The sequence below is a fragment of the Acidocella sp. MX-AZ03 genome (assembly GCF_027626035.1).
Classification (GTDB): Bacteria; Pseudomonadota; Alphaproteobacteria; order Acetobacterales; family Acetobacteraceae; genus Acidocella; species Acidocella facilis.
In genome coordinates, this window is record NZ_CP110774.1 from 910,601 (window position 1) to 935,218 (window position 24,618).

Below are 24,618 nucleotides of genomic sequence, written 5' to 3' on the forward strand. Positions count from 1 at the left end.
GCGGATGCGCAGCGCCTCGATCAGCCGGCGGGCGGCGCCGGGGTATAATTCATCGGCTCCGCCAGCTTTTCCTCGGAGGCCAGCACATGCAGGCGCTCCGCCACCGGCTGGGCGGCGCGCTCGACGAACAGCGGATCGATCCGGTCCGGCGTTTCCAGCGCCATACGCAGGCCAGGGCCAGTCTTGGCGCCCAGCAGCAACGCGCCGGAGCCCATATGGATATCGGATTCCAGGAACACGGTATGGCGTTTTTCGACCACGCCCAGCAGCCAGGCGAGATTGCCGGCAATGGTGGTCGCCCCTACCCCGCCCCGCGCGCCCATCACCGCCACCACGCGCCCGCCGCGTGTGGCGTCGTCGCCGATGGATTTGCGGGTGATCAGCGGCGCGAAATGCCGGGCCACGGCTTCGCGGGTGATCGGCTTGAACAGATATTCCATCACCCCCATGCCGCGGGTAATGTGGCGGTAGAAATCCACCTCCTGAATATCGCCGACCACCAGCACGCGCACGCCCGGCTCCACCACATCGGACAATTCGCCCAGCGCCTGCAGCGGCTGCTCCTCACCGGCGATGTCGACGATCAGCACTTCCGGGGTCGGCAGTTTGGACATGGCGGCGATGGCGGTGCGCACCGTGCCGCGGCGCACATCCATGCCGCCGCCAGCCGCGGTGATCAGCGTATCGCGCAGAACCTGTTCACTGACGGTATCGTTGATAAAGGCAAGCACGGTCAGCCGGTCCGTGCGGCTGGTCATCCTGCCAGACTCGGCAAGCCCGCCAATCGCGCCCTGGGTGCTCATATCATTGCCCTTCCGTCCTGTGCATGCCCGTCTCCTAGCTGCCGCTATTGATCGACGTGGCCGGCGAGGTCGCCTGGATCTGCGTCTGAATGCCGGTGCCGGTGCCATTCGTGGTCGCACGCTGGACGCCGCCGACGGCGAGGATACCGCTGCTGCCCGGCTCGCCATGGCCGCTGATCAAATCGGCCTTGTTCGCCACCTGCTGCGCCGTCGCCTCATTCGAGGCGCCGGTCAGGGACCAATTACCGGGGCGGTTGAACGGGTTGAACGCCCCCTGGCAGCCGGCCAGCGTCAGCAGCGCCAACAGACAAAACAGCGACACGGGTTTGGTCATGGCGGGGCGCTCCATCATTGCACCATGAAGCCGGCATTGCCGGGGATGCTGGTGCTGGCCTGATCGGTGCCATTATTGCGCAGCAAAAGAATGCGCTGCAGATCGTTCGGCGGCGACCAGCCATCGTCCGGCGAGGCGATGCTGTTGGGATGGTTGACCGGATTGACGATATAAGGTGTCACCGTGATCACCAGCTCCTGCTGCTCGCGCTGGAAGGCATTGCCGCGGAACAAGGCGCCCAGGATCGGAATCTCGGAGAGGCCGGGCAGACCATTGCTGACCTGATTGGTGGTATCTTCGAGCAAACCCGCGATCGCCATGCCCTGGCCCGAACCGAGCACGACGGTGGAGGACGCGGCGGTCACCGTCAGCGAGGGCACCGAGAAGACTTGCGAGCTGCCACCGGTGCTGATGGTGGAGGCGTTGGAGCTGTCGATGGTGCTGATCTGCGGTGATACCTGCAGGGCGATCCGCCCATCGGAAAATACCGTCGGGATGAAGGAGAGCAGCACGCCGTAATTCTTGAAGCTGACCGTCACCGTCGAGCTGCCGCCGGTGCCGCCGGAGGACACCGGAATCGGGAACTGCCCGCCCACCTGGAAATTCGCCTGGGTGCCGGAGAGCGTGGTCAAGGTCGGCTCGGCCAGAATATGGGCGAGATTATCGGTGGCCAGCGCGTCGATGACACCTTCGAACGTGCCGCCGGGGAAGGTGACGCCGATACCACCGGCCGTGGTCGAGGCGAGCGAGCTGGCGGCCGAGGCGGTGCTGCCGGTCAGCGCGAATTTGCCGATGGAAATCGCCGAGGAGCCGACATTGCTCCAATTGATGCCAAGCTCGCGCGTCACTTGCCGCGACATCTGGGCGATGCGCACTTTCAGCTCCACCTGGATCGGCTGCGCCACGGTGAGGTCATTGGTGACCTTGCCGCTCGGCGAGATCAGCTTGGCCTGGCTCATCACCTTGTCGGCATCCTCGGGGCTCTGCACCGTGCCGCGCACGACCATGCCGCCCTGCTCCGATTCGGCGGTGACGCCGCTGCCCGGCGCCACCGCCTGGGACTGGGTTTCGATGCGCTGGCCCGCATAGCCGGACTGGTTCACGGTGACCGAATATTGCGCGATTCGATTGCCGGCGGCGTCTGTGGCGACGACATCGGTCTCGCCCGCCGCCTTGCCGAACACGAACATCGCGCCGGGGCTGGCCGGGCGCACCGAAGCGACGCTGTCATCGGCGACGAACAGATTGGCGACCGGGCGCGGCAGCTTGATCAGCTTGCCCTGCCTTTCGCCAGCGTAATGCCGCCATAATAAGCGGGCGGCACAACCTGCGCCTGTTGCGCCGCGGCGCCGCTGCCGGTTGCGGTTTGCGCCAGGGCGGCTGGCGCAAGGGTAGAAAGCGCCAGCACTGACGCCGTGAACAAACCGCGCATCAGAACTTGAACTCCCCTGTAGTGCCTGAAGAAATCACATTGACTGTGGTGACGGTCTGCTGCGCCGGCTGCGCGGCGGAAAGGGCCGGCGAAACCTGACCGGCCCAGACCGGGCCGGGCGTCTGCTGCGGCACCGACGCCGTGGTCGAGCTCGCGGCGGAATGCACGATCAGGGACAATTTGCCGAGATTGACCGCGACCAGGCAGCGCGCCGCCTGCTCGGGTGTGACCTCGAGCGTCACCGTCGAGGCTGGCTGGTTGTTCGGGCCGCCGCTGCCATTGCTGGCATTCTTGATCAGTTCCTGACCCGTGGCGATCACCCGGACATCGCTCAGTACCGTCTCGGCGGCGATGCTTTTGCCATCCGGCGCGCCGGCAATGCTCTGGGTCAGCAATATATCCACCTTATCGCCCGGCCAGATCAGCCCGTCCGCGCCGGTGACGTTATCGACCGCCACCGTCACCGCCCGCATACCGGGTGCGAGCACTGCGGCCAGGAAGCCGTGATCGCCAGGATGGATGACCCCGCTGTTTAGAATGACCGCGCCCTGGGCGATCGGCGATTTCACCATCGCGCCCGTCAGGGAACTGCGGTTGCCGGGGGTGTCGATCAGCGCATCGGGCGGCACGGCGCTGATCAGCATCGAGCTGCTGGTAATGTTGCCGGGCTGGATCAGCGCGCCGCCGGAGAGCGGCACCCCCGCCACCAGAATTTGTTCGGTCGGCGGCGGGGCCGCGGCCACCGGGGCTTTATGGCCCTGATTGAGGATCGAATATCCAAAAATGAGGACAGCGGCCAGCGCGGCGATCAGGACAGCGAATATGCCGAGGCGAAAGACCATTGGCCACCTTATGTTTCAAAAAAGCGTGGCAGGATTGCCACGAGAGCGCCACCGGCAATGGCGCAGGCATAGGGAAGCGCGCCCCGGCGACGGATTCGCCACCGCTCCGTGCGCAGGGCACGCGTCAGGCGCGAGCCTTCGCGTGAAGCGGCCGGTTTTCCCACGACGAGGGATAAGAAAAGGTAAAGAAGCCCGAGAATGCCGCCGAGCAGCATGACATCGGCCAGAAACATCAATTGCGGGAGCCAGCCCGGGGGCACCAGCAGCGTGGTCGCGGCCCAGAGCTTCACATCGCCGCCGCCCATCAAACCCAGAGCCCAAATGCCGAACAGGGCGATAAACACCAGCAAAGCGGCCAGCAAGGCGGGGAGCAGATCATGCTCAAGCAGCCGCAGCCCGAAACCGGTGAGAAGAACCAAAGCTGAAACGGAATTGGGCACCGTTCGCACAGCGACGTCGTGCACCGCAGCATAGACAAGCAGAGCCAGCCCCAAGCCGAAAAGGGCGGTGATCATGTCCGCCTCATCAATATACGCCCCAGGATCGTCATCCGCTCCGCCCTTTAACGCCCCATAAATAGGCCTTTATCCGAGTCTGCTTAAAAAAAGCGATCAGGTTAACGAAAATCCATCGAAGTACGGTCTCGGCGTGACATTTTCAACACAACCTACACCGTACAGACTCCGATTTTACCGTACAAAATTGAAAAATTACAAGGGCTTTTAAGCTGCGCGTCGCACCACAAAAAAACGGCCGACCGGGAACCCGATCGGCCGCAGCGCAGACATCGCGGGGCTGAGCTTAGAGCTCGGACGCCACTGCGTTGAAGGTGCTGGAGATGTGAGTGCCGAGGCTGGACACGGCGGCGATGATCACAACCGCGATCAGCGCAGCAATCAGGCCGTACTCAATGGCGGTGACGGCACGCTTGTCGACATTGAGCTGCGCCAGCTTGGTGGTCATGGCGGCGCGGATGTAGTTTGCGAGCATGAAAGAAGACCCTTTCAAAAAATTAATTCGAGACCGAAACCTGATAACAGAGAAAGCGTCTCACGCGGAACTGCCACGCCATCTGCCCACCTTGTCATCAACCTGTCGAGGCTGGTGTTCAATACATAAAAATCAGCCATTTCTGTCAAACGAAGTTTGCGCACGAACTAAACAAAAATCCGTGAGCGTGACTTTTTTGTCAAAAAAACTCACGCTCGACCGGCGGCAACCCTAACGATTTGGTCACCAAGCCGCACAGCGACAGGATTTGTTTAATTTTTTATGACAACCTACCTTTATGAGACAAGCAACATCTTAAATAGGGACAGCTCGCCAGCAGGCACGGATAGGCGATTTTTTCCCTGTCAGAGTTCCGAGGCCACCTGATTGAACGGCACCGCGACTTCTGTGCCGATCCGCGTTAAACCTCCGACGATAGCCAAGATAACGATCAATGCGATCACGCCATATTCCACAGACGTAACAGCACGGCGATCGCGCAGAAAAACCGCCAGTCTTACGACCATATTTTGACCTAAGCCCTCAACATCATCAGTTCATTCACCCTAGGGCTGGCATTCAAAGATATTACCGATCAGCGCGCTAAACCAACTCGATCCTAGCGCATTAACGGGTCATTTTGATAGCTATGTCACGCAAAATTGTAGTGAATCGTCGGGTTGGCCCGGATTTTGGCAGTTTCGCAGCATCATGATATGAGCCGGGCGCCGCGCCCCCGTTGGCTAATTGGATAAGCTCCGATCCTTCTAAGTTCGTTTATGCAGGTTCGAGTCCTGCCGGGGGCGCCAGATCTTCCAAAACCCACACGGCACTATTGCGCCGACAGCGAACCACATGAAATCAAACGTTTTTTGTGTTTTTTAGGGTGATAACTTGTCTTGTTGTTCCATAAGTGTTCAGCCCGCTTGTCGCCATAAGTGATGTCACGTAACGCTTAGCATCACTTTTCAGAAGGTCGCAGGTGGTGCCTTTAACGAATGCGAAATTAGGTGCCGCTCAAGCCGGCCCGAAAGCAATATATATCGTATGACCGTGACAGGCTGTTTTTGCGGGCCGGGACCTCAGGCTGTTGGGTCTGGCAGTATCAGCTACGCCTCGGCAAACGACCAACCACGATAACCCTCGGCGATTACCCTTACATGACCTTGCGCCAGGCCCGAGATGCGCGGGACCCGCTGCGCATGCAGGCACGCGCCGGCGAGCCCATTCTGCACAGGACAAGCCGGCGGCGGCCGGCGATCTTTGCCGAAGCTGCGACGCGCGGGCTGAAGCGCCAGGAAAAGCTCTGCACACCAACGCATTATGCAGGGGTGAAACCCGGATGACGCTGCTGACCGCCTCACGCCAGAGCGAAATCCGGTTCGCCGTCTGGAAAGAGTTCCACGATCTGGCGGGAGAGGCGCCGGTCTGAATCATCCCGGGGCATCGGATGAAGGGGAAGCCCCCCACGTGCCACCAGATCATAAGATGCCGCTTTCACGGCAGGTGGTGGCGTTGCTGCTGCAGGTGCGGGACATGAGCGGGGATTCGGAGTGGGTCTTTCCGTCTTTCCAGAGGGTGAGCGTCATCAGCGGCAACGCCGTCAACAGCCTCATTAAACGAGCCGGCTATGAAGGGGGCCAGAGCGCGTACGGACTCAGGAGCTGCTTTTCCTTCATCATGAAGAAGCGCAACCGTATGGATTCTTATGTTATCGAGCTGATGCTGCCCCCGTCCGACGAAGTCGCCAGCGCTTAGGGCCGGGAGAAATATCTGGAGGAACGCCGGGAGCTGGCGCAGATCTGGGCGGATATCGTGTTTGGAGGGACAGCCATCGGCCGCCGCGCTGATCGGCCGCACGCGGCGCCGGGGCAAAGAGCCGACGAAGATGCAGATGGAGGATGCCGCGTGATCTTTACGGCCTCCCCAAGGACGCTAGCCAGGCCCGGGCCGGGTTCGGCCGGTAAATAATGCGCTATTAAAGCCGGGGATCAAACAGCTCTGACGACGAGGCTTTGGAATATCGCTGGTGCGATTTCCTCGACGGCCGCCAAATCCTCCCCGACCGCTTCGAGATAGACCACCGCCAGCGTACCGCCCTTCATCGCCAGCTTCGCGGCAAAACGACGCTCATCTGCCTCTTGCCCCTCATAGGTGGCGGACAGGGTTCCATCCTCATGTTGCAGAACATCTGCGACGCCGATGGTAATATCCGCGTCCGGCGCGGCGCTGAACTCCGAATCCCGGCGAATCTGGAGAAACCGGTCAAAAACATGCTGGGCGTCCTCGGCGGAGCCGTCAGTGGTAAAATAATAAACCGAGAGGGTTATCATCAACGTATCATCCGGTGACCCTATAAAATTTTGCAGGCCATCGCCGGATGATTCGCCCGGCCAATCATCCGGGACGGACATCTCGCCGCCGCTGAAAGACACAGACCGATAGGCATTATGCACGACACACCTCTCTTTGCGAAACTCAGGGCGCACAGCCGCCTGAAACAGATGCGTCATATGCCGGCATCACCGGCGCGCAACAACGCAGCCTCCCGCAACATCCGGCTGCCTGCGAAGGGGTAATTCAGGCACCCGCCACGCTTACGGCAAAACTGAACATATAGCTCCCGCAATCACCGCCTTGGGCAGGCACTCCTTAAACCAGCCACCTCAGAGGAAGCTACCACCACACCATTCCGCCTTTTCTTAGGGCCAGGGGGCTATCCTGCCCTCAATCAAGGGTGGATAGGCAGCTCAAAAGCCTCAAAGCACGGTCTGAGAGTTTGTGAAAATCGAGGACCGTCCCACGGAAGGCAACAATCACCCCACCTGCGCCGCTGAGTACAAGGGCCCGGAAGCCATCCGGCTTGTCCGTTCCTATCATGGATTCCAGCTTGTAGCCGGGTAGCACAGTTTTGACGTAATCCCCGCTTTGTCGATATAGGCCAAGCGGGATGCATGAATATAGGTTTGATTATCCACGCCCGGCATGTGGAACCTTTTAAGTATCAGGTTTGAAGAGCAATATTTCGGAATCTATGGCAACAGCGAGCTGCTGCCCATCAGGGCTGAATGCCGGAATGGCCCAGCCATCCGGTACGTGGATGATACGCGGCGCACCTCCACCTGCCGGGCAGATTTCCACCGCGCCTTCGCCGTTGGCTATAGCAATGCTGTCTCCGTCAGGACGCCAGGAGAGGCGAGAGGCACCGGAGGGCTGCGCCCCACAAAGCGGCTGTGGCGGGCCAGGCTGTGCCAAATGCCAGAGCAACAAAGGCGGGCGCGGCCAACCGGGAGAGCCATTCCCCACAGAGCTGAAGGACGCGGCCAGGGCGTTACCGTCTGGGTTGAAGGCAAGCTGAGTGAGAACCGCAACGCTGCCGGGCGGTAACTGGTAATGCAACACAACGGGACTGGTCGCGGAATCAAGCGGCTGGAGGATAATCCGGCCATTATCGACCGCCATGGCCAGCGTGTTGCCATCCGGCGAAAGCGCCAGCGCCAGCGCCCCTAACTTACCGGGCGGCATAAAGGCCGGCCAGGTTTGTAGGCCGGTGGCATGTAGAGCTGCGCGGGCTGGCCCGGTGCCTGCAACTGCGTAACAGCCAGCCTTGCGCCATTGGCTGAGAACGCCGCAATGCGCTCACCAAACCGGAAATGCGGGTCATGCGGCCAAGGCAGCGCGGTCTGCAGCTTGCCACTCTTTGCTTCCCAAACGGTCAGCACCTGGCCGGGGATGTTACCCGGTGCGTCCGTGACGAGTGTTTCGGCACCAGGAAAAAAATGGATGATCTGCCCTGCCAGCCCGTCGGGCAGATTGGTGATGGTCTTGCCTGTCGCTTCATTGAGGACATGGCAGCTTTGGGTCCCGCAATAGGCAAGATTTTTGCCATCCGGGCTCCAATTAACATCCCATGCCGGAGGGTCTGAAAGAGAGATATCCGCCGCGACGGCAGGCCGGGCAGATGATGCCAAAGAGCAAAACAGCAGAAGGGCACCGGCAAGCGGCTGGGCGTGGCGAAAAATAATGGCTTTCGTCATGCTAACCCCATGGATATGGCGTACAGGCATAGCTCAACCATGTCTGTCGGGCAATGATTGCGAATGGAATGGAGGTTATCACCACACCATTCCGCCTTCTCCTAGAGCCAGGATCGGGCTATCCTGTCCTCCATCAAGGGCGGATGGGCAGCTCAAATGGGTAATGTCGGCTGATCACAAGATGGAGCTGCGTTGGCATATGTCTGGTACGTTGGATCACGAGTTTAACGCGTTGCTGGCCTCCTGCACGGAGCATCCTGAGTCAGGTATTTTGCTGCGGGCCTTGCTGTCACTGGCAACCCAGACGGGAAAGCTTGCCGACGCCGCGGCTTTTATTTCGACACTTGATCCCGCCGCGATCACCGACGAAACGCTTTGCCGGGAGATCAGAGCGTTTCTCCTGGAGCTCGGCGAGCCTGGCGAAGCGGCACGTTGGAGTCAGCAGCCTGTGCTGGTGCAGCTAAACGAACATCGTCCGGTTTCGGTGCCGCCAGCGTTGCAGGCCGCGCCGATGAGCTTCGCCGATGTAGGCGGGTTGGAGGAGGTGAAGCGCCAGATCCATCGCCGCATCATCGCACCGCGTGAGAAGCCAAAATTGTTCGAGCGCTTCGGCCGGCGTGCCGGAGGCGGCATTCTCCTTTACGGCCCGCCCGGTTGCGGCAAGACGCTGCTGGCCCGCGCCGCCGCCGGCGAGGCGCGTACAAGTTTTATCGAGGTCGGCATTGCGGAGATACTGGACTGCTATAGCGGCCAGGCGGAAAAAAAGCTCGTCGCCGCATTCACCGAGGCACGGCAGCGCAAGCCCGCCATTCTGTTTTTTGATGAGATTGAGGCCCTGGCGGCGCGGCGCAAATCCGGCTTGGACACCTCGCTGGTCTCTACCTTTCTGAGCACGTTTGACGGGCTTGATAGCCGCAATGACGGCATTCTGGTGCTGGCCGCCACCAACGTGCCCTGGGCGGTGGACAGCGCCTTTCGTCGCCCAGGACGGTTCGACCGCGTCATCTTCGTTCCGCCGCCGGACCAGGCGGCCCGGCTGACCATATTGCGCCGGCTGCTGCTCAACCGTCCGATTGTGCCAGGGCTGGATATTGCGCGCTATGCCACGCTGACCAGCGGCTATTCCGGCGCCGATCTTACCAACCTCGTTGAAACCGCGATCGATCTCGCCATCGAGCAGGAGATGCAGGGGCGCGAGAGCACGCAGATTTCGCGTCTGCACATGGACGCGGCCCTGGAGGAAACCCGCCCGACGACATTGGAATGGCTCTCCACCGCGCGCAATTACGCGAAATACGCGCCCGAGCCCGGATTATATGGAGAGTTGCTGGCCTTTCTCGAGCGGTATCAGAAGTGACGGATACTCAGTTGCAAACCGTGCTCAAGCAGGGCGAAGCCGCTTGGCGGGCGGGCAATCTGACGGCGGCTTTGCTGCATTATGAGAGGGCCATTTACCTCGCCCCTGGCGCGGCCGAAGCCTATCTGCACGCGGGCAATCTGCAATATGGCTTCGGCCGTTACAAGCAGGCCCTGGCCTTGCTGGAGACCGGGCTGGGATTGCCCTGCGACGAGACGGAGCGCGCCTATGGCTTGCGTGTGCGGGCGCTCACGCTGCTGCAATTGCGGCGCAAGCGTGAGGCTCTGGGCACCGCGCAAGAGGCCGTCGCCATCGCGCCGGAATCCGAGGAGAACCACATTGTTCTAAGCACCGTCCTGCGCGCGCTTGGCCGCTTTAAACCGGCCGAGGCGGCACTGGCACAGGCGCAACGCCTGGCTCCGGATTCAGCATCGGTCTGGGAGGGTTATGCGCAGCTGCATAAGGCGCAGCGCCATTTTAAACAGGCGCAAGTCTTCGCCGACCGCGCCTTGCGCTGCGCCCCCGAAACGCCGGAACTGATGTTATTGAAGGGCAGATCGCATTCCGGCTGAACGATATCGCGACAGCACGGGACATGGCGCTCTGGGCCTTATCCCGCAATGCGACGGATCTGGACGCGCTGGGGCTTCTGGCCATGGTGAGGTCCTGGCAGAGTTGGTTCACCCGGCCATTCTGGTGGTTCAGCACATTACCCAATCGACTGCACAAAGGGGCGTTCATGTTCACCATGCTTGCGCTGGGCAGTGCGGTCGCGGTGGTGCAACTTTTTCTGCCGGCTTGGCTGCTGCAGGATATGCCCGCTGAAAGCACGCTTAACCAGGCGGTGATGGACGGGGCCGTTGGATATATGCTGCTCTGCGCCGCGCATGTAGGCTGGTTGATCTGGCGCGATCGCCGGCAGGTGAAGTTGAAAAATTATTAGCCGCAACGGGCGGGATTTTCGAGAGGCAGGAAATCAAGACCGAATTTGCAAAAAGCCCGTTATAAAAGACAAGCCATGGATGATCTGATTGTCAGCATCAGCCGGGAAGCAGACAACTGAGTGGCGGAGTCAACAAGAACGCGCCTCGACGAGCTTCATGTCCGCAGAGTTCCTGACATCCCTAAAGTCTCAGTATATCAGGATGGTTTCAGGGTAAGGTGAGGATTAATTTCGTCGCCCCCGCACGAGCTGAGCAGCGACGGCGGCTGACGGCGCATCACGGGCCCTGCGCCGCCTCAGCCGCAAATGGGATGCCTTTGCATTTTTGGTCGAGCGTTTCGCTGTTTTCGATCCTAAAATTCGGGTCAAAACAAACCAATTTCATGGTCCGAGAGCTGGCCTTGAAAGTCCGGCAGAGGCAAGCCGCACAGCACTACCGACAACTGCCAAATCCGCTGCTTTCTTCAGTTTCACAACGGGAATGCCAGGCGGCTGTTGCCTACACCTGGCCCGGCGCCTGCCAGCCCAGGCCCAGGCTCTTTTGCAAGGCGATGTAATCCTCGGTGGTTCGCGCCTGAGCCTGGATGAAACGATCCTGCGCGCTGTCCAGATCACGCTGCGCGCTCATCCATTGCAGATTCGATATGGTTCCTTGCGTGGCACGCTCCCGGGCAAATCCCGCGCTGCGTTGCGCCAGCCCGTAAGCCTGCGCCAGCGCCTGCGAATTCTGCCGCTGCGCGCCGTAACGCGCCAGCGAATCCTCCGCATCCTGCAAGGCCTTCAACACCGTGCTCTGATAATTCGCCACCGCCTCATCGCGCCCGCCCGGGCCTGCGAGACGGCGGCGGCGGTGCGGCCGAAATCAAACGGCGTCCAGGAGATCACCGGCGCCGCCAGTACGGAGAAGGCATTGCCGTTGAAGAGCTGCGAGATGTTGGTTGAGGAAAACCCGATATCGCCGAGCAGCGTCACTTTCGGAAAATAATCCGCCAGATGCTGGCCGATGGCGGCATTCCGCGCTGCAATGTTGCGCTCCGCCGCGCGAATATCCGGGCGCTGGCGCAGCAGCAAAGCGGGGTTGCCCACCGCGACTTGCGCCGGCGGCATCGGCACCGGCGCCGGGGTGGCCAGTTCCGCATCCAAGGCCCCCGGCAGCTGGCCGGTGAGGATGGCGAGCTGGTCCAGCTGCACGGAAATCTCCGCGCGCAGCGGCGCCAGATTGGCCTGGTCCTGCTGTACCTGCTCGGCCAGCTGCAGCAGATCATCCTGGGACACCGTCCCGGCGGCCGCGCGCTGCCGTTCCAACCCCAGCATCTGCTGGTGCAGCCCCAGACTGGCCTGGGCGAGTGCCACACGCTGCTGGTCGGCACGCAGATCCACATAGGCGCGGGCGAGATTGGCGGTCAGGCTCACCTGGGTATCCGCCAGATCCGCGATGCGCGCCTGCGCCTGTGCCGCCGCGCCTTCCGCGGTGCGTCGCTTCGCCCCGAACAGATCCAGCTCCCAGCTCGCATCGAAGCCGGTGCTGTAGAAATTCAAATCCTGGGCGCCGCCGCCAGAGCTGCCGCCGACCAGCCCGTTCAGCAGCCCATCGCCGCTATGGCTGTGCAGATAGAGGCCGCTCGCTCCGGTTGTCGGCAAAAGCTGCGCCTGGTCCGCATGCAACTCGGCGCGGGATTCGCGCAGACGCGCGCGCGCCGCCGCCAGATCCGGGCTGGCGGACAGCGCCTGGGCTTCCAGCTTGTTCAGCGCGGCATCGTTCAGCTCGGTCCACCATTGCGCGAGAGGCGGGCCGGGGACAGCGCCGGCATCCGCCGCGCGGGCGAAGCCCTGGCCGGGCGGCAGCATCTTTGGCGGGCCTTTATAATTCGGCCCCAGCATGCAGCCGGAGAGCAGCAGGCAGGCCAGAGAGAGGCTGGAGGTTCTGCGCATCTCAACGCCCTCCCGGGGCGGGGCGCGCCCGGCGCGGCGGCGGGCGCAGCAGGGCCACCAGCGGAATAATGCCCAGCAGCATGGCGCCGGAGAGATAGAAGCAATCGGAATAGGTCATCACCAGAGCCTGAATATGAATCTGTGCCGCCAGCTGGCTCAACGCCTGCATCCGCGCGTAGGCGGTATCGGTGCCGTTCTGCATGAAGCTTGCCGCCATCCCCGCCACCCGGCTCTGCACCAAAGGCGAATTCGCATCCAGGCTGGCGCGGATGGTGTCGGCGTGAAACTCCGTGCGCCGGTCGATGAAAATACCGAGTATGGCAATGCCGGAGGAGCCGCCGAGATTGCGCGCCATGCTGTAGAGCCCGGCCGCATCGGCCGCAAACTCGCGCCCCACCGCCCCCACCGAGGCCTGGTTCAGCGGCATCATCGCCATCAGCATGCCGGTCCCGGTGAGCAGCTGCGAGGCGACGAAGGCGCTGCCATTTTCCTGCGAGGTCAGGCCGATATTCAGCATGCAGGCCCGCCGAAACAAAGCAGCCCGATCGTCACCATGATCCGCAGATCCACCCGTCCCAGCAGCCGCGGCAGGATCGGCATCAGCAGGAACGCCGGAATGCCGGAGAGCACCAGCACCCGTCCCGATTGCTCGGCATTATAGCCGGCGATATTGGCGAGGAATTGCGGCAGCAGATAGGTGAGCCCGTACAGGCCGGAACCGACCGCGACCACCATGATGATGACGCTGGCATAAGAGCGGTTGAGCAGCAGCCGCAATTTCACCACCGGGTCCGCCACGGTGAGCTGGGAGAGCATCAGCGTCACGAAGCCGAGAATGGTGGTCGCGGTCAGCCAGCAGATCAGGTTGGAGTCGAACCAGCGGTCGCGCTGGCCTTCTTCCAGCACCACGGTGAGCGAGCTGAGAAAGAGTGTTAGCCCGAAAATCCCGGCCCAGTCGGCGCGGGCCAGCAGTTCCGGCCGGGCGGGTTCGTGCTTCAGCCCCAAAAGCAGCAGCGTCACCAACGCCACCGTCACCGGCATGTTGAGGAAGAAGCACCAGCGCCAGCTTACCGTCTCGGTCAGCCAGCCGCCCAGGACCGGCCCACCAGCGGCCCCATGATCACGATCAGCCCGAACAGGCTCATCCCCAAAGGCTGCTGGCTCTCCGGCAGCCGGGTGCGCACGATGGTCTGCGCGGTGGGGATCAGCGCCCCGCCGAAAAACCCCTGCCCTACCCGGCCCAGGATCAGCATGGTCAGGCCCGAGGAGAGCCCGCACAGGGCCGAGAATAGGCTGAACATCACCACCGTGCCGAGCAGCAAGGTGCGCAGCCCGAGCAGCCGGGTGAGCCAGGCGGTGAGCGGGATGATGACGATCTCGGAGACCAGATAGCCGGTGGACATCCAGGTGCCCTCGGTCCCGGTGGCGCCGATCTCACCCTGGATGGTCGGCAAGGCGGAATTGACGATGGAAGTATCCAGCGTCGCCAACAGCGCGCCCAGCGCCCCGGCCAGCACCGCCAGCCAGTCGGTCATGCTCGCTTTCGCGTGCGGATCGGGCGCCATCAGCCGGCGCCCTGAGCGGTGCCTTTGGCGTGCGTATCCACCGTTACCGTAACGGAGAGACCCGGCACCAGCCGGGCCAAGGTGGCCGCGTCAGCCTGCAGACGCAGCCGCACCGGCACGCGCTGGACGATCTTGGTGAAATTCCCGGTGGCATTCTCTGGCGGCAGCAGCGCGAATTGCGCCCCGGTGCCAGGTGAAAAACTCTGCACCACCGCATCCAACTTGCGCCCATCCAGCGCATCCACCGCCACCATGGCATGCTGGCCGATGCGCATATGGGCGAGCTGGGTTTCCTGGAAATTCGCGGTCACATAGATATTCTGCACCGGCACCAAAGTGAGCAGCCTGGTGCCGGGCTGCACGAACTGGCCGACTTGCACCGTCTTGTCTCCCACCACGCCGGAAATGCCGGCGCGGATCTCGGTATGGTCGATATCGAGCTGGGCGCTGGCCAGGGCCGCCTGCGCGGCCTTCGCCTCCGCCTGTGCCTGGCCGATCTTTTCCTGGGCAGTCTCCAGCTGCGCCTGGGCGGCGCGCACCCCGGCGGCATCCGCCTTCACCGCCGCATCCGCCTGGTCGCGCTGGCTTACCAGCCGCGCGTAGGTTTGCGGCGCTTCCGCCCCACTCTGCGCCAGGCTGTGATAGCGCGCCACCTGCCCGGCGGCGTAACGCTGGTTGGCCTCGTCCCCGGCCAGCCTGGCCTGGGCCTGGGCCAGATCCGCCTGTTGCTGGGAGAGCTGTCCCTGGGCGATGGTCACATCCATTTGCCGCGCCTGGGCGGTGGCCTGTTGCTGGGCGAGGCTGGCCTGGTAATTCGCCGCGTCGATCTTCACCAGCAGCTGCCCCTGGGTCACGTGCTGATTGTCATGCACCAGCACCTGGCCGACATAGCCGGAGATGCGCGGCGCCATCGCCACCTGGTCGGCGTTCAGATAGGCATCGTCGGTGCTGACATAGAACCGGGCCACCAGCAGCCAATACAGCCCCAGATGCAAAGGATCAGCAGCAGCAGGAACAGTACCGCCCAGGTGACGGGGCGCTTGAGCAGAGGCGTTTTCGCGGGCGCGGCAGAGGTGCTCGCTCCGGGAGATAAGGACGAAGCTGACAAGGGGCGACTTTCAATGTATGCCGGATGCTACAAATGTAACCCGGCGCAAATGTATGTCAACTGGTACAAATTTAACCCACCTCGTGGATGATCCACAGAAGCAGGACGGCCCCGCCGCAGCCCCAAAAGCGGCGGCTATGCGCGCGGCGAGGAAAAGCGGCTGAAAATCATCGAGGCCGCCCTGCGCCGCTTCGGCGAGGACGGGTACGAGGGCACCTCCACCCGGCAGATCGCCCAGGAGGCCGGGGTGAATCCGCCGGCCCTGCAATATTATTTTGACAGCAAGGAAGGGCTCTACGCCGCCTGCCTCACTTATATCCGCGAGCATTTCAGCGTGGCTTTGGAGGACGTGTTTGCCCGGGCCACAGCGTTGCAGCCGACCGATCGCGACGCGGCGACGGAGATTTTCGGCGACACGCTGGCGGTGATGGCGGAGTTTCTGTTCGAGACCTCGGAGGTGAAAGGCTGGCGCCTCTTTGCCGCGCGGATCAAGGCCAAGGACGGGTGCGGCCCTTATCAGTCGGAGGACAAGCAGCGCTTCACCAACAAACTGTTCGGCCATCTCTTCGCCCTGGCGGGGATCGCCACCGGCCAGGCGCCGGAGGATATCAACACCAGGCTGCGCGCCTTCGCGGCGATGGGCATGCTGATCGTCCTGCATCACAATCGCGACGATCTATTCCCCTGGCTCGGCTGGCAGGAGCTGCGCGGCGCGGCGCTGGAGGATTTCAAGACCATGCTGCGCCGGCAGGCGCGCGTCAGCCTGAGCCCGCTGATCTAGGACGCGTGGCTATAAACCCACCTGCTCAAGGCATTCAAGACGCGGCAAGCTGTCCGTATTTGTAATTTCCCCGCCCATAATCAGACGGCGCGCCTCACCCCACATCTCCTCCTCGGCACCCTGAACAAAACGCTTAATGGAGGACAAGATGAGCTACACGAATCAAAACCGCCCGCTCACCGATGGCGCGCTTGAAACAATGTCGCTGATTGCGGCAAGCAAAGTGAATTTCACAAATGTCTATGGCGTCGATGGCGAGAAAATCGGCTCGATCTATGATGTGATGATCGACAAAATGTCCGGCCGTGTCGCTTACGCGATTCTGTCCTTCGGCGGGTTTCTGGGCTTTGGCGAGAAATATCACCCCCTGCCCTGGAATCAGTTGAAATATAGCGAACAACATGGCGGCTATATCATCAATCTCAGCCGCGATGTTCTTGAAGGCGCGCCGGCTTATGGGGCGGCTGATGCGCCTGATTGGTCCCAGCCGGGTTATCGCGGCCAGATCGATGATTATTATGGCCGCCACAGGCCTCTCATCTAAGAGATACCTGGGATCGTCCGGATGACTTATTGAAAATTTTCGCGGGAAATTCCGTTTTAGACGGGAGAGTTGGGGGATTTTGAAATCTCCCAACTCTTTTCAAGGTTGTTTGCGAAAGCAACGCGCCAGGACCAACGTCAGACGCAGGCGGTCCGCAAGAGACCAGCAGGCCCGGCCCGACGCCGTCCGGCGGCGATCAGATGCGCAGGCTACATCGACCAGCCGCCATCGATGATCTGCGCCGTGCCAGTGGTGAAGCCGGCCTCTTCGCTGCCGAGATAGACGGCCAAGGCGGCGATCTCCTCGGCGGTGGCCAAACGCCCCATCGGTTGGCGCGCGATGAAATCGCGCCGGATCTGCTCGGCGTCGCGCGCCTGGGCTTTGGCCTGGGCCACGATCCGCTCATCCAGCGATGGCGATTGCACCGTGCCCGGGCAGATCGCGTTACAACGTATCCCTTGCCCGATATAATCCGCCGCGACGGATTTCGTCAGCCCGATCACCGCCGCCTTGGTGACGCTGTAGGCGCAGCGATTCGGCACCGCCTTCAGGCTGGAGGCAACGGAGGCCATGTTGATGATGGCGCCGCCGCCCGCCGCCAGCATGCCCGGCAGCACCGCGCGGATGGTATGAAACATCGAGGTGACATTCAGGGACCAGGAAAATGCCCAGGATTTTTCTTCAGTTTCCAGGATGCTGCCGGCATCGACATAGCCCGCGCAGTTGAACAGGATGTCGAAGGGGCCATGTTCGGCCACCAGCGCCTGGATCGCGGCGGCGTCGGTGACGTCCAATGTCGCGGTCCGCAGCCCGGAAAGTTGGTTTAGCGCGGCTTTGTTGATGTCGGTGGCGAGCACATTGGCGCCCTCCGCGGCAAAGGCGAGCGCCGTGGCACGCCCTATGCCCTGCCCCGCCGCCGTGATGAGAGCGGTCTTGCCTTTCAGCCTCATGGTTCATCCTTTTTCATGGTTCATCCTTTTTTAAGTTCATGGACGCTGGAAGGCGCCGATGATCGGCTGCGCACGAGATCGCGTCAAATATCGATAAAGCCATGATCGATCATCAAAAAGGCATCTCGTTTTTCTCGTTTTGATATTGTTTTTGGTATCAATCATGCGAAAAATTCGATTTGACAATTATCAAACCATCGCCTTACCACTGAGCGACAAGCGCTCGGGAGCAACCTGCGCGCCGATCGACCAGCATATGAAATCGCTGGCAAGGAGTGAAACCATGCCATACCCGGCCCAGCGCCGCATTGTGGTGAGCGCCGCACGGTGAGGCCGATGAGCGACAGACTCGTGCTGGCCGATTGGGGCACCAGCAATCTGCGCCTCTGGGTGCTGGATGCGGGTGGTCAGGTCTGCGCCCACGCCGCCAGCCCCGATGGCGCGGACGGCCTCACCCCGCCGGATTATGCGCCGCTGCTGCGGGCCCGGCTGCACGCCATGGGACTCGCCGAGAGCAACGACCTGCCGGTGGTTATCTGCGGCATGGCGGGCGCCTGGCGCGGCTGGCGCGAGGCCGGTTATGCGCGCGTTCCCGCGGCGCCCGCCGCCTGTCTAGATGCCGCCAGCGCCTTTACCGAGGCCGGGCTGCATGTGCGCATCCTGCCTGGCCTAGCCTTCGAGGATGCAGACCGGCCGGATGTGATGCGCGGCGAGGAGACGCAGCTGCTCGGCTTCCTCGCCACCGAACCGGCATTTTCCGGCCTGCTCTGCCTGCCCGGTACGCATAATAAATGGGTGAAGCTGCAGGCCGGACGGGTGATGCATTTCCACACCGCGATGACTGGTGAATTATTCGCCTTGCTCGCCCACCACTCGGTCCTGCGCCATGTGATCGGCGATGCGTCAGGGTTTGCGCCGGATCATCCGGCATTCGCCGCCGGGGTGGAGGCGGCGCTGGCGCACCCGGCGCGCTGGCCGCTGGCTTTGTTTCCCGTCCGCGCCGCCGGTTTGCTGGCCGGAGAAAAAGGCGCCGCGGCGGCGGCACGGCTCTCGGGCCTGTTGATCGGCGCGGAGCTGGCCGCGGCGCTGGAGGGCGAGGCGGTGCAAGAGATGGTGCTGCTGGCCTCCGGGAAGCTGGCGCCGCTTTATGCCCAGGCCCTCGCCCGAACCGGCCGCGCCTGCCGCCTGCTGGAGGCCGAACCGCTGACCCTGGCCGGACTGGAACAGGCGGCACGCCATCTCTTCCCGGCATTTTTCCAAGGTTGACCCATGCAAGAATTTTCATCCTCAGCGCCCTTCCCGTCCTTCAAACGCGGACTCGTGGCGATTTTACGCGGACTGACACCGGACGAAGCCGAACCGATTGGCACGATCCTGGCCGAGGCCGGCTTTGAGGCAATTGAGGTGCCGCTCAACTCGCCCCAGCCGCTGCGTTCGGTTGAGATCCTGGCGAAAGCATGGGGAGATCGCCTGCTGATCGGCGCCGGCACCGTGCTGTCCGCAAGCGCGGTGGCGGATGTCGCCGCCGCCGGCGGGCGGCTGATCGTCTCACCGAATGTCGAGGCGGAGGTGCTCGTGGAAGCCGCCAGGCGGGGGCTGGTGAGCATGCCCGGCGTGTTCACCCCACCGAGGCGCTGGCGGCGCTGCGTTACGGGGCCTCCGGGTTGAAATTCTTCCCCGCCAATGTGCTGGGCGCGGCGGGGCTGGGGGCCATCCGCGCCATTCTGCCGCCCGGCACGCTCACCGGCGCCGTCGGCGGCGTGGCGGAGCCGGACTTTCCCGCCTTCTGGCAGGCCGGGGTGCGTATCTTCGGCCTTGGCACCAGCCTCTACCGGCCCGGCGACCATCCGGACGAGGTGGCCAAGCGCGCCCGGCGCGTGATTGCGGCCTACGACGCCCTGCCCGCCGGCCGGTCATAATCAGCATATACGGCACAACCCATGCGTGATAATGATCCGGCCATAATCAACCACGGCAAAGGGAGTTCGAAGCGCTCATGCGACGCATCTGGCGCCATCGGCCGGGCCTGGGCTGAGCGCATGCCGCACGGTCTCGCACCAGACTGGTTCCTGCGCTCACGCCTGAAGCTGCGGCACCTGCAATTGCTGCTGGCGATCGACGAGCAGCGCAATCTGCACCGCGCCGCCGAGCACATGAATATCGCCCAGCCCGCCGCCTCGAAATTGCTGGCGGAGGTCGAGGCGATTTTCGGCCAGCCTTTGTTCGAGCGGCATCCGCGCGGCCTGCTGCCGACGGTGCAGGGCGAGATCCTGATCCGCAATGGCGCCATGGCGCTGCGCACCCTGACCCAGGCGGCGATGGAGATGAACGCCTTCACCAAGGGCCAGACCGGCATGGTCTGCATCGGCACGGTGATGGCGCCGATGATCGAGCTGCTGGTCGATGCGATCGAGGAGGTGCGTGGCCATCATCCTGGGCTGCAAATCACCGTCGAGCATAATATCAGCGACGTGCTGGCGACAAAGCTGCTGGATGGTGAGATCGATTTCGCCCTGGCGCGCATTCCCAGCGACATGGATCCGAAGCAGTTCGCCTACCAGGAATTATGGGGTGAGGAGCTGCATCTGCTTTGCCGGGAAACACATCCTCTTGCCGGCCGCAAGAATGTCAGCCTGGCCGAGCTGGCGGAATTTCCCTTCGTGCTACAACCGCGTGGCGCGCCGTTGCGCCAGAAGGTCGAGCAGCTTTTCCTCACCGCCGGCGTGCCGATGCCCTCCTCCATCGTCAACTCCACCTCGGCGGTGATGTCGCTGATCATGGTCAACCAGTCCGATGCGATCACCTCGCTGGAATGGAATGTCGCGAAGCTGATGTCCGATATGAGCCGGCTGCGGATTCTGGAATTTCCCGAGCGCGTGTTCCTGCAGCCTTATGGGGTGCTGCGCCTGGCGGAGCGGCCGCTCTCACCAGGGGCACGGGTGATGCATGATGCGATCCTGGGGCTTGCGGCCCGCCGTTACCCTGAGAAATTCCGCACCACCGGCTGAACGATATTCAAAAAATTATCGAACGCCCGCATTTTCGCATTTGACCGCTATTCTGCCCATGCCCTACCCAAATTCGCGCGTCGCGGCGAATCCAGGCGCCGCGCGGCGCCTGCCGCAAAGCCAGTCCAAGGAGAAAAAATGACAAAGATTCTAACCGCCTCCTACCCCAGCCTGAAGGACCGCGTGGTCTTCATCACCGGTGGCGGAACCGGCATCGGCGCCTCTCTGACCGCCGGCTTCGCCGCGCAGGGCGCCAAGGTGGCATTCATCGACATCGCCGAAGAGCCCAGCCGCGCTTTGGCCACGCGGCTCGGCGCAGAGACCGGGCGCACGCCGCTCTTCATCCCTTGCGACATTCGCGACATCGCGGCCCTGCGCGCCAGCATCGCCCAGGCGCAGGAGGCGCTTGGCGATATCGACGTGCTGGTCAACAACGCCGCCAACGACCAGCGCCACAAGATCGAGGACGTAACGCCGGAATTCTGGGATGAGCGGATGGCGGTGAATCTGCGCCCGCAATTCTTCGCCGCCCAGGCCGTGGCGCCGGGCATGCAGGCGCGCCAATCCGGCAGCATCATCAATTTCGGCTCTTCCTCCTGGAAGAAAGGCCAGGGCGGCATGCCGGCCTACACCGCGGCGAAGGCGGCGATCCACGGCCTCACCCGTGGCCTGGCGCGCGATCTCGGGCCCTCCCATGTGCGCGTCAACACCATCGTCCCGGGCTGGATCATCACCGAGCGCCAGCTGCAGCTCTGGCTGACGCCAGAGGCCGATGCCGAGCGCGCCCGCCAGCAATGCCTGCCGGAACGGGTGATGCCCGACCATGTCACCGCCATGGCCTTGTTCCTCGCCGCCGATGATAGCGCCGCCTGCACCGCCCAGGAATTCACGGTCGATGGCGGCTGGATCTGACATCCGCCCTTGCGGCGAACCCGGTGCCTTACTGGGCGAAGGCCCGGTCTGGCACCTGCGCGAGCAGGCGCTCTATTGGGTGGATATCAAAGGTCTGAGGCTGCATCGCTATCGCCCGTCGGACGGCAGCTCCCAGCATTGGGAGATGCACGACCGGCTGGCCTGGCTGTTGCCGCGTAGGGAGGGCGGTTTTGTCGCCGGCTTTCCGCACGAGATCGGCATTTTGCAGCTTGAGCCGCATCCGCATTTCACGCCGCGCCTCGCGGTGGAAGCGGAGTTTCCTGGCAACAGGCTCAATGATGCGAAAACCGATCATGATGGCAGCCTGTGGTTTGGCAGCATGGATGATGGCGAGACCCATGCCAGCGGCGGTTTCTACCATCTGCGCCCGGATTTTTCCGCCAGCCTGGTGGATCGCGGCTACACCATCGCCAATGGTCCGGCCATCGCGCCCGATGGCAGCTGCATCTATCACACGGATTCAGCCGCGCGCACGATCTATCGCTACGCCCGCCAAACGGATGGTACGCTGGCACCGCGCCAACCTTTCATCCGCTTCACCGAAGCGGATGGCTATCCGGATGGCATGACGCTGGATTCACAAGGCGGGCTGTGGGTGGCGCATTGGGGTGGCGCACGCGTCAGCCGCTTCGCCCCGGATGGCCGGCTGGACCGCGCCATCGCCTTACCGGTTTCACAAGTTACCAGCTGCTGCTTCGGCGGTGAGCGGCTGGAGACGCTTTACGTGACCACCGCCGCGATTGGGCTGAACCCCGCGCAGCGCGCCCGCGAACCCATGGCGGGTGGCTTGTTCGCGCTGCAGCCGGGGCTTGCCGGCCTGCCTTGCCCGGATTTCGCCGGCTGATCGCCTGCGAAATCGATAATAAATAAGATATCAAATGCCCGCTATTAAGCATTTGACTGCTATCGCTCAACGCCTAAGATATTTTTCATTCCGTAAGCAACAATAACCTCCGAGGAACCAACCAAAATGGACGATACTGAAAAATCCAAAGGTTTGCTCAATCTGAAGCGGCGCATGATGGTGCAAGGCGGCCCTGCCTTGCTGGCCGCGGCGGCCGGCATGGCGGCGATGTCAAAGACCGCCCAGGCGGCGGAATCTGGCCCCTGCCCAAGCATAAGCGCTGGAAGCTGGTGTTCGTGAATCACGTCACCACCAACCCGTTCTTCGTGCCGACGCAATATGGCATCCAGGACGCGTGCGCCTATTTCGGTTGCGATTACCAATGGACCGGCTCGGAGACCGCCGTGGTCGGCGAGATGGTGAACGCGATGAACGCCGCCATCGCCGGCAAGGCCGATGCCATCGCCGTCGCCATCGTCGACCCCAAAGCCTTCAACGGCCCGACCGACGCCGCCTTGCAGGCCGGCATTCCGGTATTTTCCTACAATGCCGACGCGCCGGCCAACAGCGACAATAAGCGCCTCGCCTATATCGGGCAGGATCTCTACAAATCCGGCTTTCAGATGGGCCAGAAAATTGTCGATCTGGTCGGCAGCGGCCATGTCGGGCTGTTCATCGCCACCCCTGGCCAGCTGAACATCCAGCCGCGGATCGACGGCGCGGCGGCGGCGATCAAGGCCTCGGGCAAGCCGATCACCTACGAGGAAATCGCCACCGGCGCCACCATCGATGAAGAACTGCCCAAGATCAAAGCCTATTATCTCGGGCATCAGGATGTGAAGGGCATGTTCGCGGTGGATGCCGGCTCGACCCAGTCCATCGGCCAGGTCATGCAGGAATTCAATCTCGACAAGAAGGGCGTGCATGGCGGCGGCTTCGATCTCGTGCCCCGCACACTGGAAGCCATTCATGCCGGCGTGCTGGATTTCACCATCGACCAGCAGCCTTATCTGCAGGGCTTCTACACGGTGATGGAGATGGTCATGTATCTCGCCTCCGGCGGTCTGGTTGGCCCGGCGGATATCAATACCGGCCTGAAATTCGTGACCAAGGACAATGTCGGCCCCTACCTGAACACCTCCACCCGCTATGAGGGCAACAGCGCGAAACAACAGATCGTGCCGCGCACCGGCCCGATTTCGGCATAATCGCGCGCCAGCCAGCATTCTTGCATTTGGGATGAAACGAACGTGAATAAGACAAAAGCCACTCTGCCGACGCTATTATTGCGCAAACCCGAGGCGAGTATCCTGCTGGCTGGCATCGTGCTGGTCATCGTCTTCCAGATTTTGACGCCTAATTTCTTTACCGACGCGAATCTGCAGACGGTGAGCCAGTTTTTCGCGCCCTGGACGCTGATCGCCTGCGGTGAGATCATGCTGCTCATCGCCGGCGAGGTTGATCTTTCGGTCGGCCAGGTCTTCGCCCTGGCCCCGTTCATCATGCATTTCGCCATGCTCGCCGGGCTGCCGGTGATCCTGGGCGTGATCGTGGCGCTGCTGGTTTCAGCCTTGCTCGGCCTGTTCATCGGCGTGATCACGGTGCGCTTTGGCGTGCCCTCCTTCATCACCACGCTCGGCGCGATGCTGCTCTTCAACGGCTTGACCCTGACGATCAGCGGCGGCTTTCCGATCGACACCCCGGCCGGCGCCACCGGCTTCGTGCTCGGCGGTTGGGATTATAGTGAAATCCTCTGGGCGGTCGTGATTGCTTTGGGCATGCATGTCATGCTGCGGCATACGCGTTGGGGCTGCATACCGTGGCCGTCGGTGGCAACCCCACCGGGGCGGCGGAGGCCGGCATCCATATCCGGCGGATCAAGATCGGCAACTTCATGCTCTGCAGCCTGCTGGGCGGGTTCGCTGGAATTCTCAACGCGTTTCATGTCACCTCCATCGACCCCAATGCCGGCGGCGCGAATGTGATGTTCCTCGCCATCGCCTCGGCGGTGATCGGCGGCACCTCGCTGATGGGCGGCTCGGGCACCATTCTGGGCGGGCTGATCGGCGCCGCGGTGCTGGGCATTCTGCAGGATGGCTTCACTTTGTTGGGCATCAACGCCTTCACCTTCGACATCATCACCGGTGCTGCGATTCTCATCACCATGATCTCCAACGTGCAATTCGCGGCCTGGCGCCGCCGGAGCCGGACCTGA

General features: G+C 62.5%; 31 protein-coding genes, 1 tRNA gene and 2 pseudogenes. 17 read left to right on the forward strand and 17 right to left on the reverse strand.

Going from position 1 to position 24,618, the window contains the following annotated elements:
* Positions 1–20 precede the first annotated feature (20 nt).
* From GT370_RS05100 to GT370_RS05135, 8 genes are all read right to left on the reverse strand, one after another.
* Entirely contained in the window at positions 21–803 is a 783-nt protein-coding gene (locus tag GT370_RS05100) for an AAA family ATPase (RefSeq protein WP_270183990.1), read from the reverse strand.
* A 34-nt stretch (positions 804–837) separates the two neighbouring features.
* Positions 838–1,137: a hypothetical protein gene (locus GT370_RS05105; protein ID WP_144052644.1), complete on the reverse strand. Its 300-nt coding sequence runs from the start codon at positions 1,135–1,137 to the stop codon at positions 838–840.
* A 14-nt stretch (positions 1,138–1,151) separates the two neighbouring features.
* Complete coding sequence (locus tag GT370_RS05110) at positions 1,152–2,411, reverse strand: type II and III secretion system protein family protein (protein WP_333490060.1); 1,260 nt, start codon at positions 2,409–2,411, stop codon at positions 1,152–1,154.
* On the reverse strand, positions 2,408–2,569 hold the full coding sequence (locus tag GT370_RS05115; protein WP_270183991.1) for a hypothetical protein: 162 nt from the start codon (positions 2,567–2,569) through the stop codon (positions 2,408–2,410). Before GT370_RS05115 ends, GT370_RS05110 begins: the two co-directional genes overlap by 4 nt.
* Complete coding sequence (gene cpaB, locus GT370_RS05120; protein ID WP_008492857.1) at positions 2,569–3,411, reverse strand: Flp pilus assembly protein CpaB; 843 nt, start codon at positions 3,409–3,411, stop codon at positions 2,569–2,571. The genes GT370_RS05115 and cpaB overlap by 1 nt, the downstream gene beginning before the upstream one ends.
* Positions 3,412–3,419: 8 nt before the next feature.
* Complete coding sequence (locus GT370_RS05125; RefSeq protein ID WP_008492855.1) at positions 3,420–3,926, reverse strand: prepilin peptidase; 507 nt, start codon at positions 3,924–3,926, stop codon at positions 3,420–3,422.
* A gap of 286 nt (positions 3,927–4,212) precedes the next feature.
* Positions 4,213–4,401: a Flp family type IVb pilin gene (locus GT370_RS05130; RefSeq protein WP_008492853.1), complete on the reverse strand. Its 189-nt coding sequence runs from the start codon at positions 4,399–4,401 to the stop codon at positions 4,213–4,215.
* Positions 4,402–4,766: 365 nt separating this feature from the next.
* Complete coding sequence (locus GT370_RS05135) at positions 4,767–4,928, reverse strand: Flp family type IVb pilin (RefSeq protein WP_083878563.1); 162 nt, start codon at positions 4,926–4,928, stop codon at positions 4,767–4,769.
* A 205-nt stretch (positions 4,929–5,133) separates the two neighbouring features.
* Between GT370_RS05135 and GT370_RS05140 the strand changes: the two genes are divergently transcribed.
* The 3 genes from GT370_RS05140 to GT370_RS05145 all read left to right on the forward strand — a co-directional run bounded on the left by GT370_RS05140 (position 5,134) and on the right by GT370_RS05145 (position 6,159).
* Positions 5,134–5,210: transfer RNA gene (locus GT370_RS05140), tRNA-Arg, on the forward strand.
* 201 nt (positions 5,211–5,411) lie between these two features.
* Positions 5,412–5,747, forward strand: coding sequence for an Arm DNA-binding domain-containing protein (locus GT370_RS21255; RefSeq protein ID WP_083878457.1), 336 nt, complete (start codon positions 5,412–5,414; stop codon positions 5,745–5,747).
* Positions 5,748–5,916: 169 nt separating this feature from the next.
* On the forward strand, positions 5,917–6,159 hold the full coding sequence (locus GT370_RS05145) for a hypothetical protein (RefSeq protein ID WP_270183992.1): 243 nt from the start codon (positions 5,917–5,919) through the stop codon (positions 6,157–6,159).
* A gap of 233 nt (positions 6,160–6,392) precedes the next feature.
* Here GT370_RS05145 and GT370_RS05150 read toward each other — a convergent pair whose 3' ends face one another.
* The 3 genes from GT370_RS05150 to GT370_RS05160 form a co-directional block, all read right to left on the reverse strand.
* On the reverse strand, positions 6,393–6,857 hold the full coding sequence (locus tag GT370_RS05150) for a hypothetical protein (protein WP_008492849.1): 465 nt from the start codon (positions 6,855–6,857) through the stop codon (positions 6,393–6,395).
* A gap of 541 nt (positions 6,858–7,398) precedes the next feature.
* Entirely contained in the window at positions 7,399–7,926 is a 528-nt protein-coding gene (locus GT370_RS05155) for a WD40 repeat domain-containing protein (RefSeq protein ID WP_270183993.1), read from the reverse strand.
* Positions 7,908–8,438, reverse strand: coding sequence for a hypothetical protein (locus GT370_RS05160; RefSeq protein WP_270183994.1), 531 nt, complete (start codon positions 8,436–8,438; stop codon positions 7,908–7,910). The genes GT370_RS05155 and GT370_RS05160 overlap by 19 nt, the downstream gene beginning before the upstream one ends.
* Between GT370_RS05160 and GT370_RS05165 the strand changes: the two genes are divergently transcribed.
* Genes GT370_RS05165 through GT370_RS05175 form a run of 3 tightly spaced genes read left to right on the forward strand, consistent with a single transcriptional unit; the run spans position 8,425 to position 10,738 of the window.
* The gene (locus GT370_RS05165) at positions 8,425–9,795 is read left to right on the forward strand and encodes an ATP-binding protein (protein WP_083878454.1); all 1,371 of its coding nucleotides are present in this window, start codon (positions 8,425–8,427) and stop codon (positions 9,793–9,795) included. The two genes, GT370_RS05160 and GT370_RS05165, sit on opposite strands and share 14 nt — an antisense overlap.
* Before the next feature lie 20 nt (positions 9,796–9,815).
* Positions 9,816–10,367 carry a tetratricopeptide repeat protein gene (locus tag GT370_RS05170; protein WP_270184356.1) on the forward strand — a complete coding sequence of 184 codons (552 nt, stop codon included), beginning with the start codon at positions 9,816–9,818 and terminating at the stop codon, positions 10,365–10,367.
* Between the two features lie 23 nt (positions 10,368–10,390).
* Positions 10,391–10,738, forward strand: a complete 348-nt coding sequence (locus tag GT370_RS05175; RefSeq protein ID WP_270183995.1) for a hypothetical protein — start codon at positions 10,391–10,393, stop codon at positions 10,736–10,738.
* Between the two features lie 499 nt (positions 10,739–11,237).
* On the opposite strand, the gene GT370_RS05180 is transcribed toward GT370_RS05175, so the two are convergent.
* From GT370_RS05180 to GT370_RS05205, 5 genes and pseudogenes are all read right to left on the reverse strand, one after another.
* Positions 11,238–11,546, reverse strand: a complete 309-nt coding sequence (locus tag GT370_RS05180) for a TolC family protein (RefSeq protein WP_270183996.1) — start codon at positions 11,544–11,546, stop codon at positions 11,238–11,240.
* Positions 11,519–12,670, reverse strand: a complete 1,152-nt coding sequence (locus GT370_RS05185; RefSeq protein ID WP_270183997.1) for an efflux transporter outer membrane subunit — start codon at positions 12,668–12,670, stop codon at positions 11,519–11,521. The genes GT370_RS05180 and GT370_RS05185 overlap by 28 nt, the downstream gene beginning before the upstream one ends.
* A 1-nt stretch (position 12,671) precedes the next feature.
* On the reverse strand, positions 12,672–13,187 hold the full coding sequence (locus tag GT370_RS05190) for a hypothetical protein (protein WP_270183998.1): 516 nt from the start codon (positions 13,185–13,187) through the stop codon (positions 12,672–12,674).
* A pseudogene (locus tag GT370_RS21260) lies at positions 13,181–14,235 on the reverse strand (DHA2 family efflux MFS transporter permease subunit). Before GT370_RS21260 ends, GT370_RS05190 begins: the two are co-directional and overlap by 7 nt.
* Positions 14,235–15,230 (reverse strand): HlyD family secretion protein, encoded by a 996-nt coding sequence (locus tag GT370_RS05205; RefSeq protein ID WP_270184000.1) that lies wholly within the window; start codon positions 15,228–15,230, stop codon positions 14,235–14,237. The pseudogene GT370_RS21260 and the gene GT370_RS05205 overlap by 1 nt, the downstream one beginning before the upstream one ends.
* Before the next feature lie 282 nt (positions 15,231–15,512).
* On the opposite strand from GT370_RS05205, the gene GT370_RS05210 reads away from it, so the two are divergent.
* Both GT370_RS05210 and GT370_RS05215 read left to right on the forward strand, forming a co-directional pair.
* Positions 15,513–16,124 (forward strand): TetR family transcriptional regulator, encoded by a 612-nt coding sequence (locus tag GT370_RS05210; protein ID WP_270184358.1) that lies wholly within the window; start codon positions 15,513–15,515, stop codon positions 16,122–16,124.
* Between the two features lie 148 nt (positions 16,125–16,272).
* Positions 16,273–16,668, forward strand: coding sequence for a PRC-barrel domain-containing protein (locus tag GT370_RS05215; RefSeq protein ID WP_144052643.1), 396 nt, complete (start codon positions 16,273–16,275; stop codon positions 16,666–16,668).
* 209 nt (positions 16,669–16,877) lie between these two features.
* Here the strand turns inward: GT370_RS05215 and GT370_RS05220 are convergent, their stop codons facing one another.
* Positions 16,878–17,618 (reverse strand): SDR family oxidoreductase, encoded by a 741-nt coding sequence (locus GT370_RS05220; RefSeq protein ID WP_008492837.1) that lies wholly within the window; start codon positions 17,616–17,618, stop codon positions 16,878–16,880.
* A gap of 336 nt (positions 17,619–17,954) precedes the next feature.
* On the opposite strand from GT370_RS05220, the gene GT370_RS05225 reads away from it, so the two are divergent.
* The 9 genes and pseudogenes from GT370_RS05225 (at position 17,955) to GT370_RS05265 (ending at position 24,618) form a co-directional block, all read left to right on the forward strand.
* On the forward strand, positions 17,955–18,884 hold the full coding sequence (locus tag GT370_RS05225) for a 2-dehydro-3-deoxygalactonokinase (protein ID WP_008492836.1): 930 nt from the start codon (positions 17,955–17,957) through the stop codon (positions 18,882–18,884).
* A gap of 54 nt (positions 18,885–18,938) precedes the next feature.
* Entirely contained in the window at positions 18,939–19,286 is a 348-nt protein-coding gene (locus GT370_RS05230) for a hypothetical protein (RefSeq protein ID WP_270184001.1), read from the forward strand.
* On the forward strand, positions 19,283–19,537 hold the full coding sequence (locus GT370_RS05235) for a hypothetical protein (RefSeq protein WP_270184002.1): 255 nt from the start codon (positions 19,283–19,285) through the stop codon (positions 19,535–19,537). The genes GT370_RS05230 and GT370_RS05235 overlap by 4 nt, the downstream gene beginning before the upstream one ends.
* Positions 19,538–19,657: 120 nt before the next feature.
* Positions 19,658–20,626, forward strand: coding sequence for a LysR family transcriptional regulator (locus GT370_RS05240; RefSeq protein ID WP_039884969.1), 969 nt, complete (start codon positions 19,658–19,660; stop codon positions 20,624–20,626).
* A 138-nt stretch (positions 20,627–20,764) separates the two neighbouring features.
* Positions 20,765–21,538 (forward strand): SDR family NAD(P)-dependent oxidoreductase, encoded by a 774-nt coding sequence (locus tag GT370_RS05245; RefSeq protein WP_008492833.1) that lies wholly within the window; start codon positions 20,765–20,767, stop codon positions 21,536–21,538.
* Positions 21,522–22,403, forward strand: a complete 882-nt coding sequence (locus tag GT370_RS05250) for an SMP-30/gluconolactonase/LRE family protein (RefSeq protein ID WP_008492832.1) — start codon at positions 21,522–21,524, stop codon at positions 22,401–22,403. The genes GT370_RS05245 and GT370_RS05250 overlap by 17 nt, the downstream gene beginning before the upstream one ends.
* A 126-nt stretch (positions 22,404–22,529) precedes the next feature.
* Complete coding sequence (locus GT370_RS05255) at positions 22,530–22,703, forward strand: hypothetical protein (protein ID WP_270184003.1); 174 nt, start codon at positions 22,530–22,532, stop codon at positions 22,701–22,703.
* On the forward strand, positions 22,700–23,611 hold the full coding sequence (locus GT370_RS05260; protein ID WP_270184004.1) for a sugar ABC transporter substrate-binding protein: 912 nt from the start codon (positions 22,700–22,702) through the stop codon (positions 23,609–23,611). The genes GT370_RS05255 and GT370_RS05260 overlap by 4 nt, the downstream gene beginning before the upstream one ends.
* A 228-nt stretch (positions 23,612–23,839) precedes the next feature.
* A pseudogene (locus tag GT370_RS05265) lies at positions 23,840–24,618 on the forward strand (ABC transporter permease).

Coding starts and splice junctions, on each gene's coding strand:
- GT370_RS05100 (WP_270183990.1), bottom strand. CDS start 803: ATGAGCACCCAGGGCGCGATTGGCGGGCTTGCCGAGTCTGGCAGGATG.
- GT370_RS05105 (WP_144052644.1), bottom strand. CDS start 1,137: ATGACCAAACCCGTGTCGCTGTTTTGTCTGTTGGCGCTGCTGACGCTG.
- GT370_RS05115 (WP_270183991.1), bottom strand. CDS start 2,569: ATGCGCGGTTTGTTCACGGCGTCAGTGCTGGCGCTTTCTACCCTTGCG.
- cpaB (WP_008492857.1), bottom strand. CDS start 3,411: ATGGTCTTTCGCCTCGGCATATTCGCTGTCCTGATCGCCGCGCTGGCC.
- GT370_RS05125 (WP_008492855.1), bottom strand. CDS start 3,926: ATGATCACCGCCCTTTTCGGCTTGGGGCTGGCTCTGCTTGTCTATGCT.
- GT370_RS05130 (WP_008492853.1), bottom strand. CDS start 4,401: ATGCTCGCAAACTACATCCGCGCCGCCATGACCACCAAGCTGGCGCAG.
- GT370_RS05135 (WP_083878563.1), bottom strand. CDS start 4,928: ATGGTCGTAAGACTGGCGGTTTTTCTGCGCGATCGCCGTGCTGTTACG.
- GT370_RS05155 (WP_270183993.1), bottom strand. CDS start 7,926: ATGCCGCCCGGTAAGTTAGGGGCGCTGGCGCTGGCGCTTTCGCCGGAT.
- GT370_RS05165 (WP_083878454.1), top strand. CDS start 8,425: ATGGCTTTCGTCATGCTAACCCCATGGATATGGCGTACAGGCATAGCT.
- GT370_RS05160 (WP_270183994.1), bottom strand. CDS start 8,438: ATGACGAAAGCCATTATTTTTCGCCACGCCCAGCCGCTTGCCGGTGCC.
- GT370_RS05175 (WP_270183995.1), top strand. CDS start 10,391: ATGGCGCTCTGGGCCTTATCCCGCAATGCGACGGATCTGGACGCGCTG.
- GT370_RS05185 (WP_270183997.1), bottom strand. CDS start 12,670: ATGCGCAGAACCTCCAGCCTCTCTCTGGCCTGCCTGCTGCTCTCCGGC.
- GT370_RS05190 (WP_270183998.1), bottom strand. CDS start 13,187: ATGCTGAATATCGGCCTGACCTCGCAGGAAAATGGCAGCGCCTTCGTC.
- GT370_RS05215 (WP_144052643.1), top strand. CDS start 16,273: ATGAGCTACACGAATCAAAACCGCCCGCTCACCGATGGCGCGCTTGAA.
- GT370_RS05220 (WP_008492837.1), bottom strand. CDS start 17,618: ATGAGGCTGAAAGGCAAGACCGCTCTCATCACGGCGGCGGGGCAGGGC.
- GT370_RS05225 (WP_008492836.1), top strand. CDS start 17,955: ATGAGCGACAGACTCGTGCTGGCCGATTGGGGCACCAGCAATCTGCGC.
- GT370_RS05240 (WP_039884969.1), top strand. CDS start 19,658: ATGCCGCACGGTCTCGCACCAGACTGGTTCCTGCGCTCACGCCTGAAG.
- GT370_RS05245 (WP_008492833.1), top strand. CDS start 20,765: ATGACAAAGATTCTAACCGCCTCCTACCCCAGCCTGAAGGACCGCGTG.
- GT370_RS05250 (WP_008492832.1), top strand. CDS start 21,522: ATGGCGGCTGGATCTGACATCCGCCCTTGCGGCGAACCCGGTGCCTTA.
- GT370_RS05255 (WP_270184003.1), top strand. CDS start 22,530: ATGGACGATACTGAAAAATCCAAAGGTTTGCTCAATCTGAAGCGGCGC.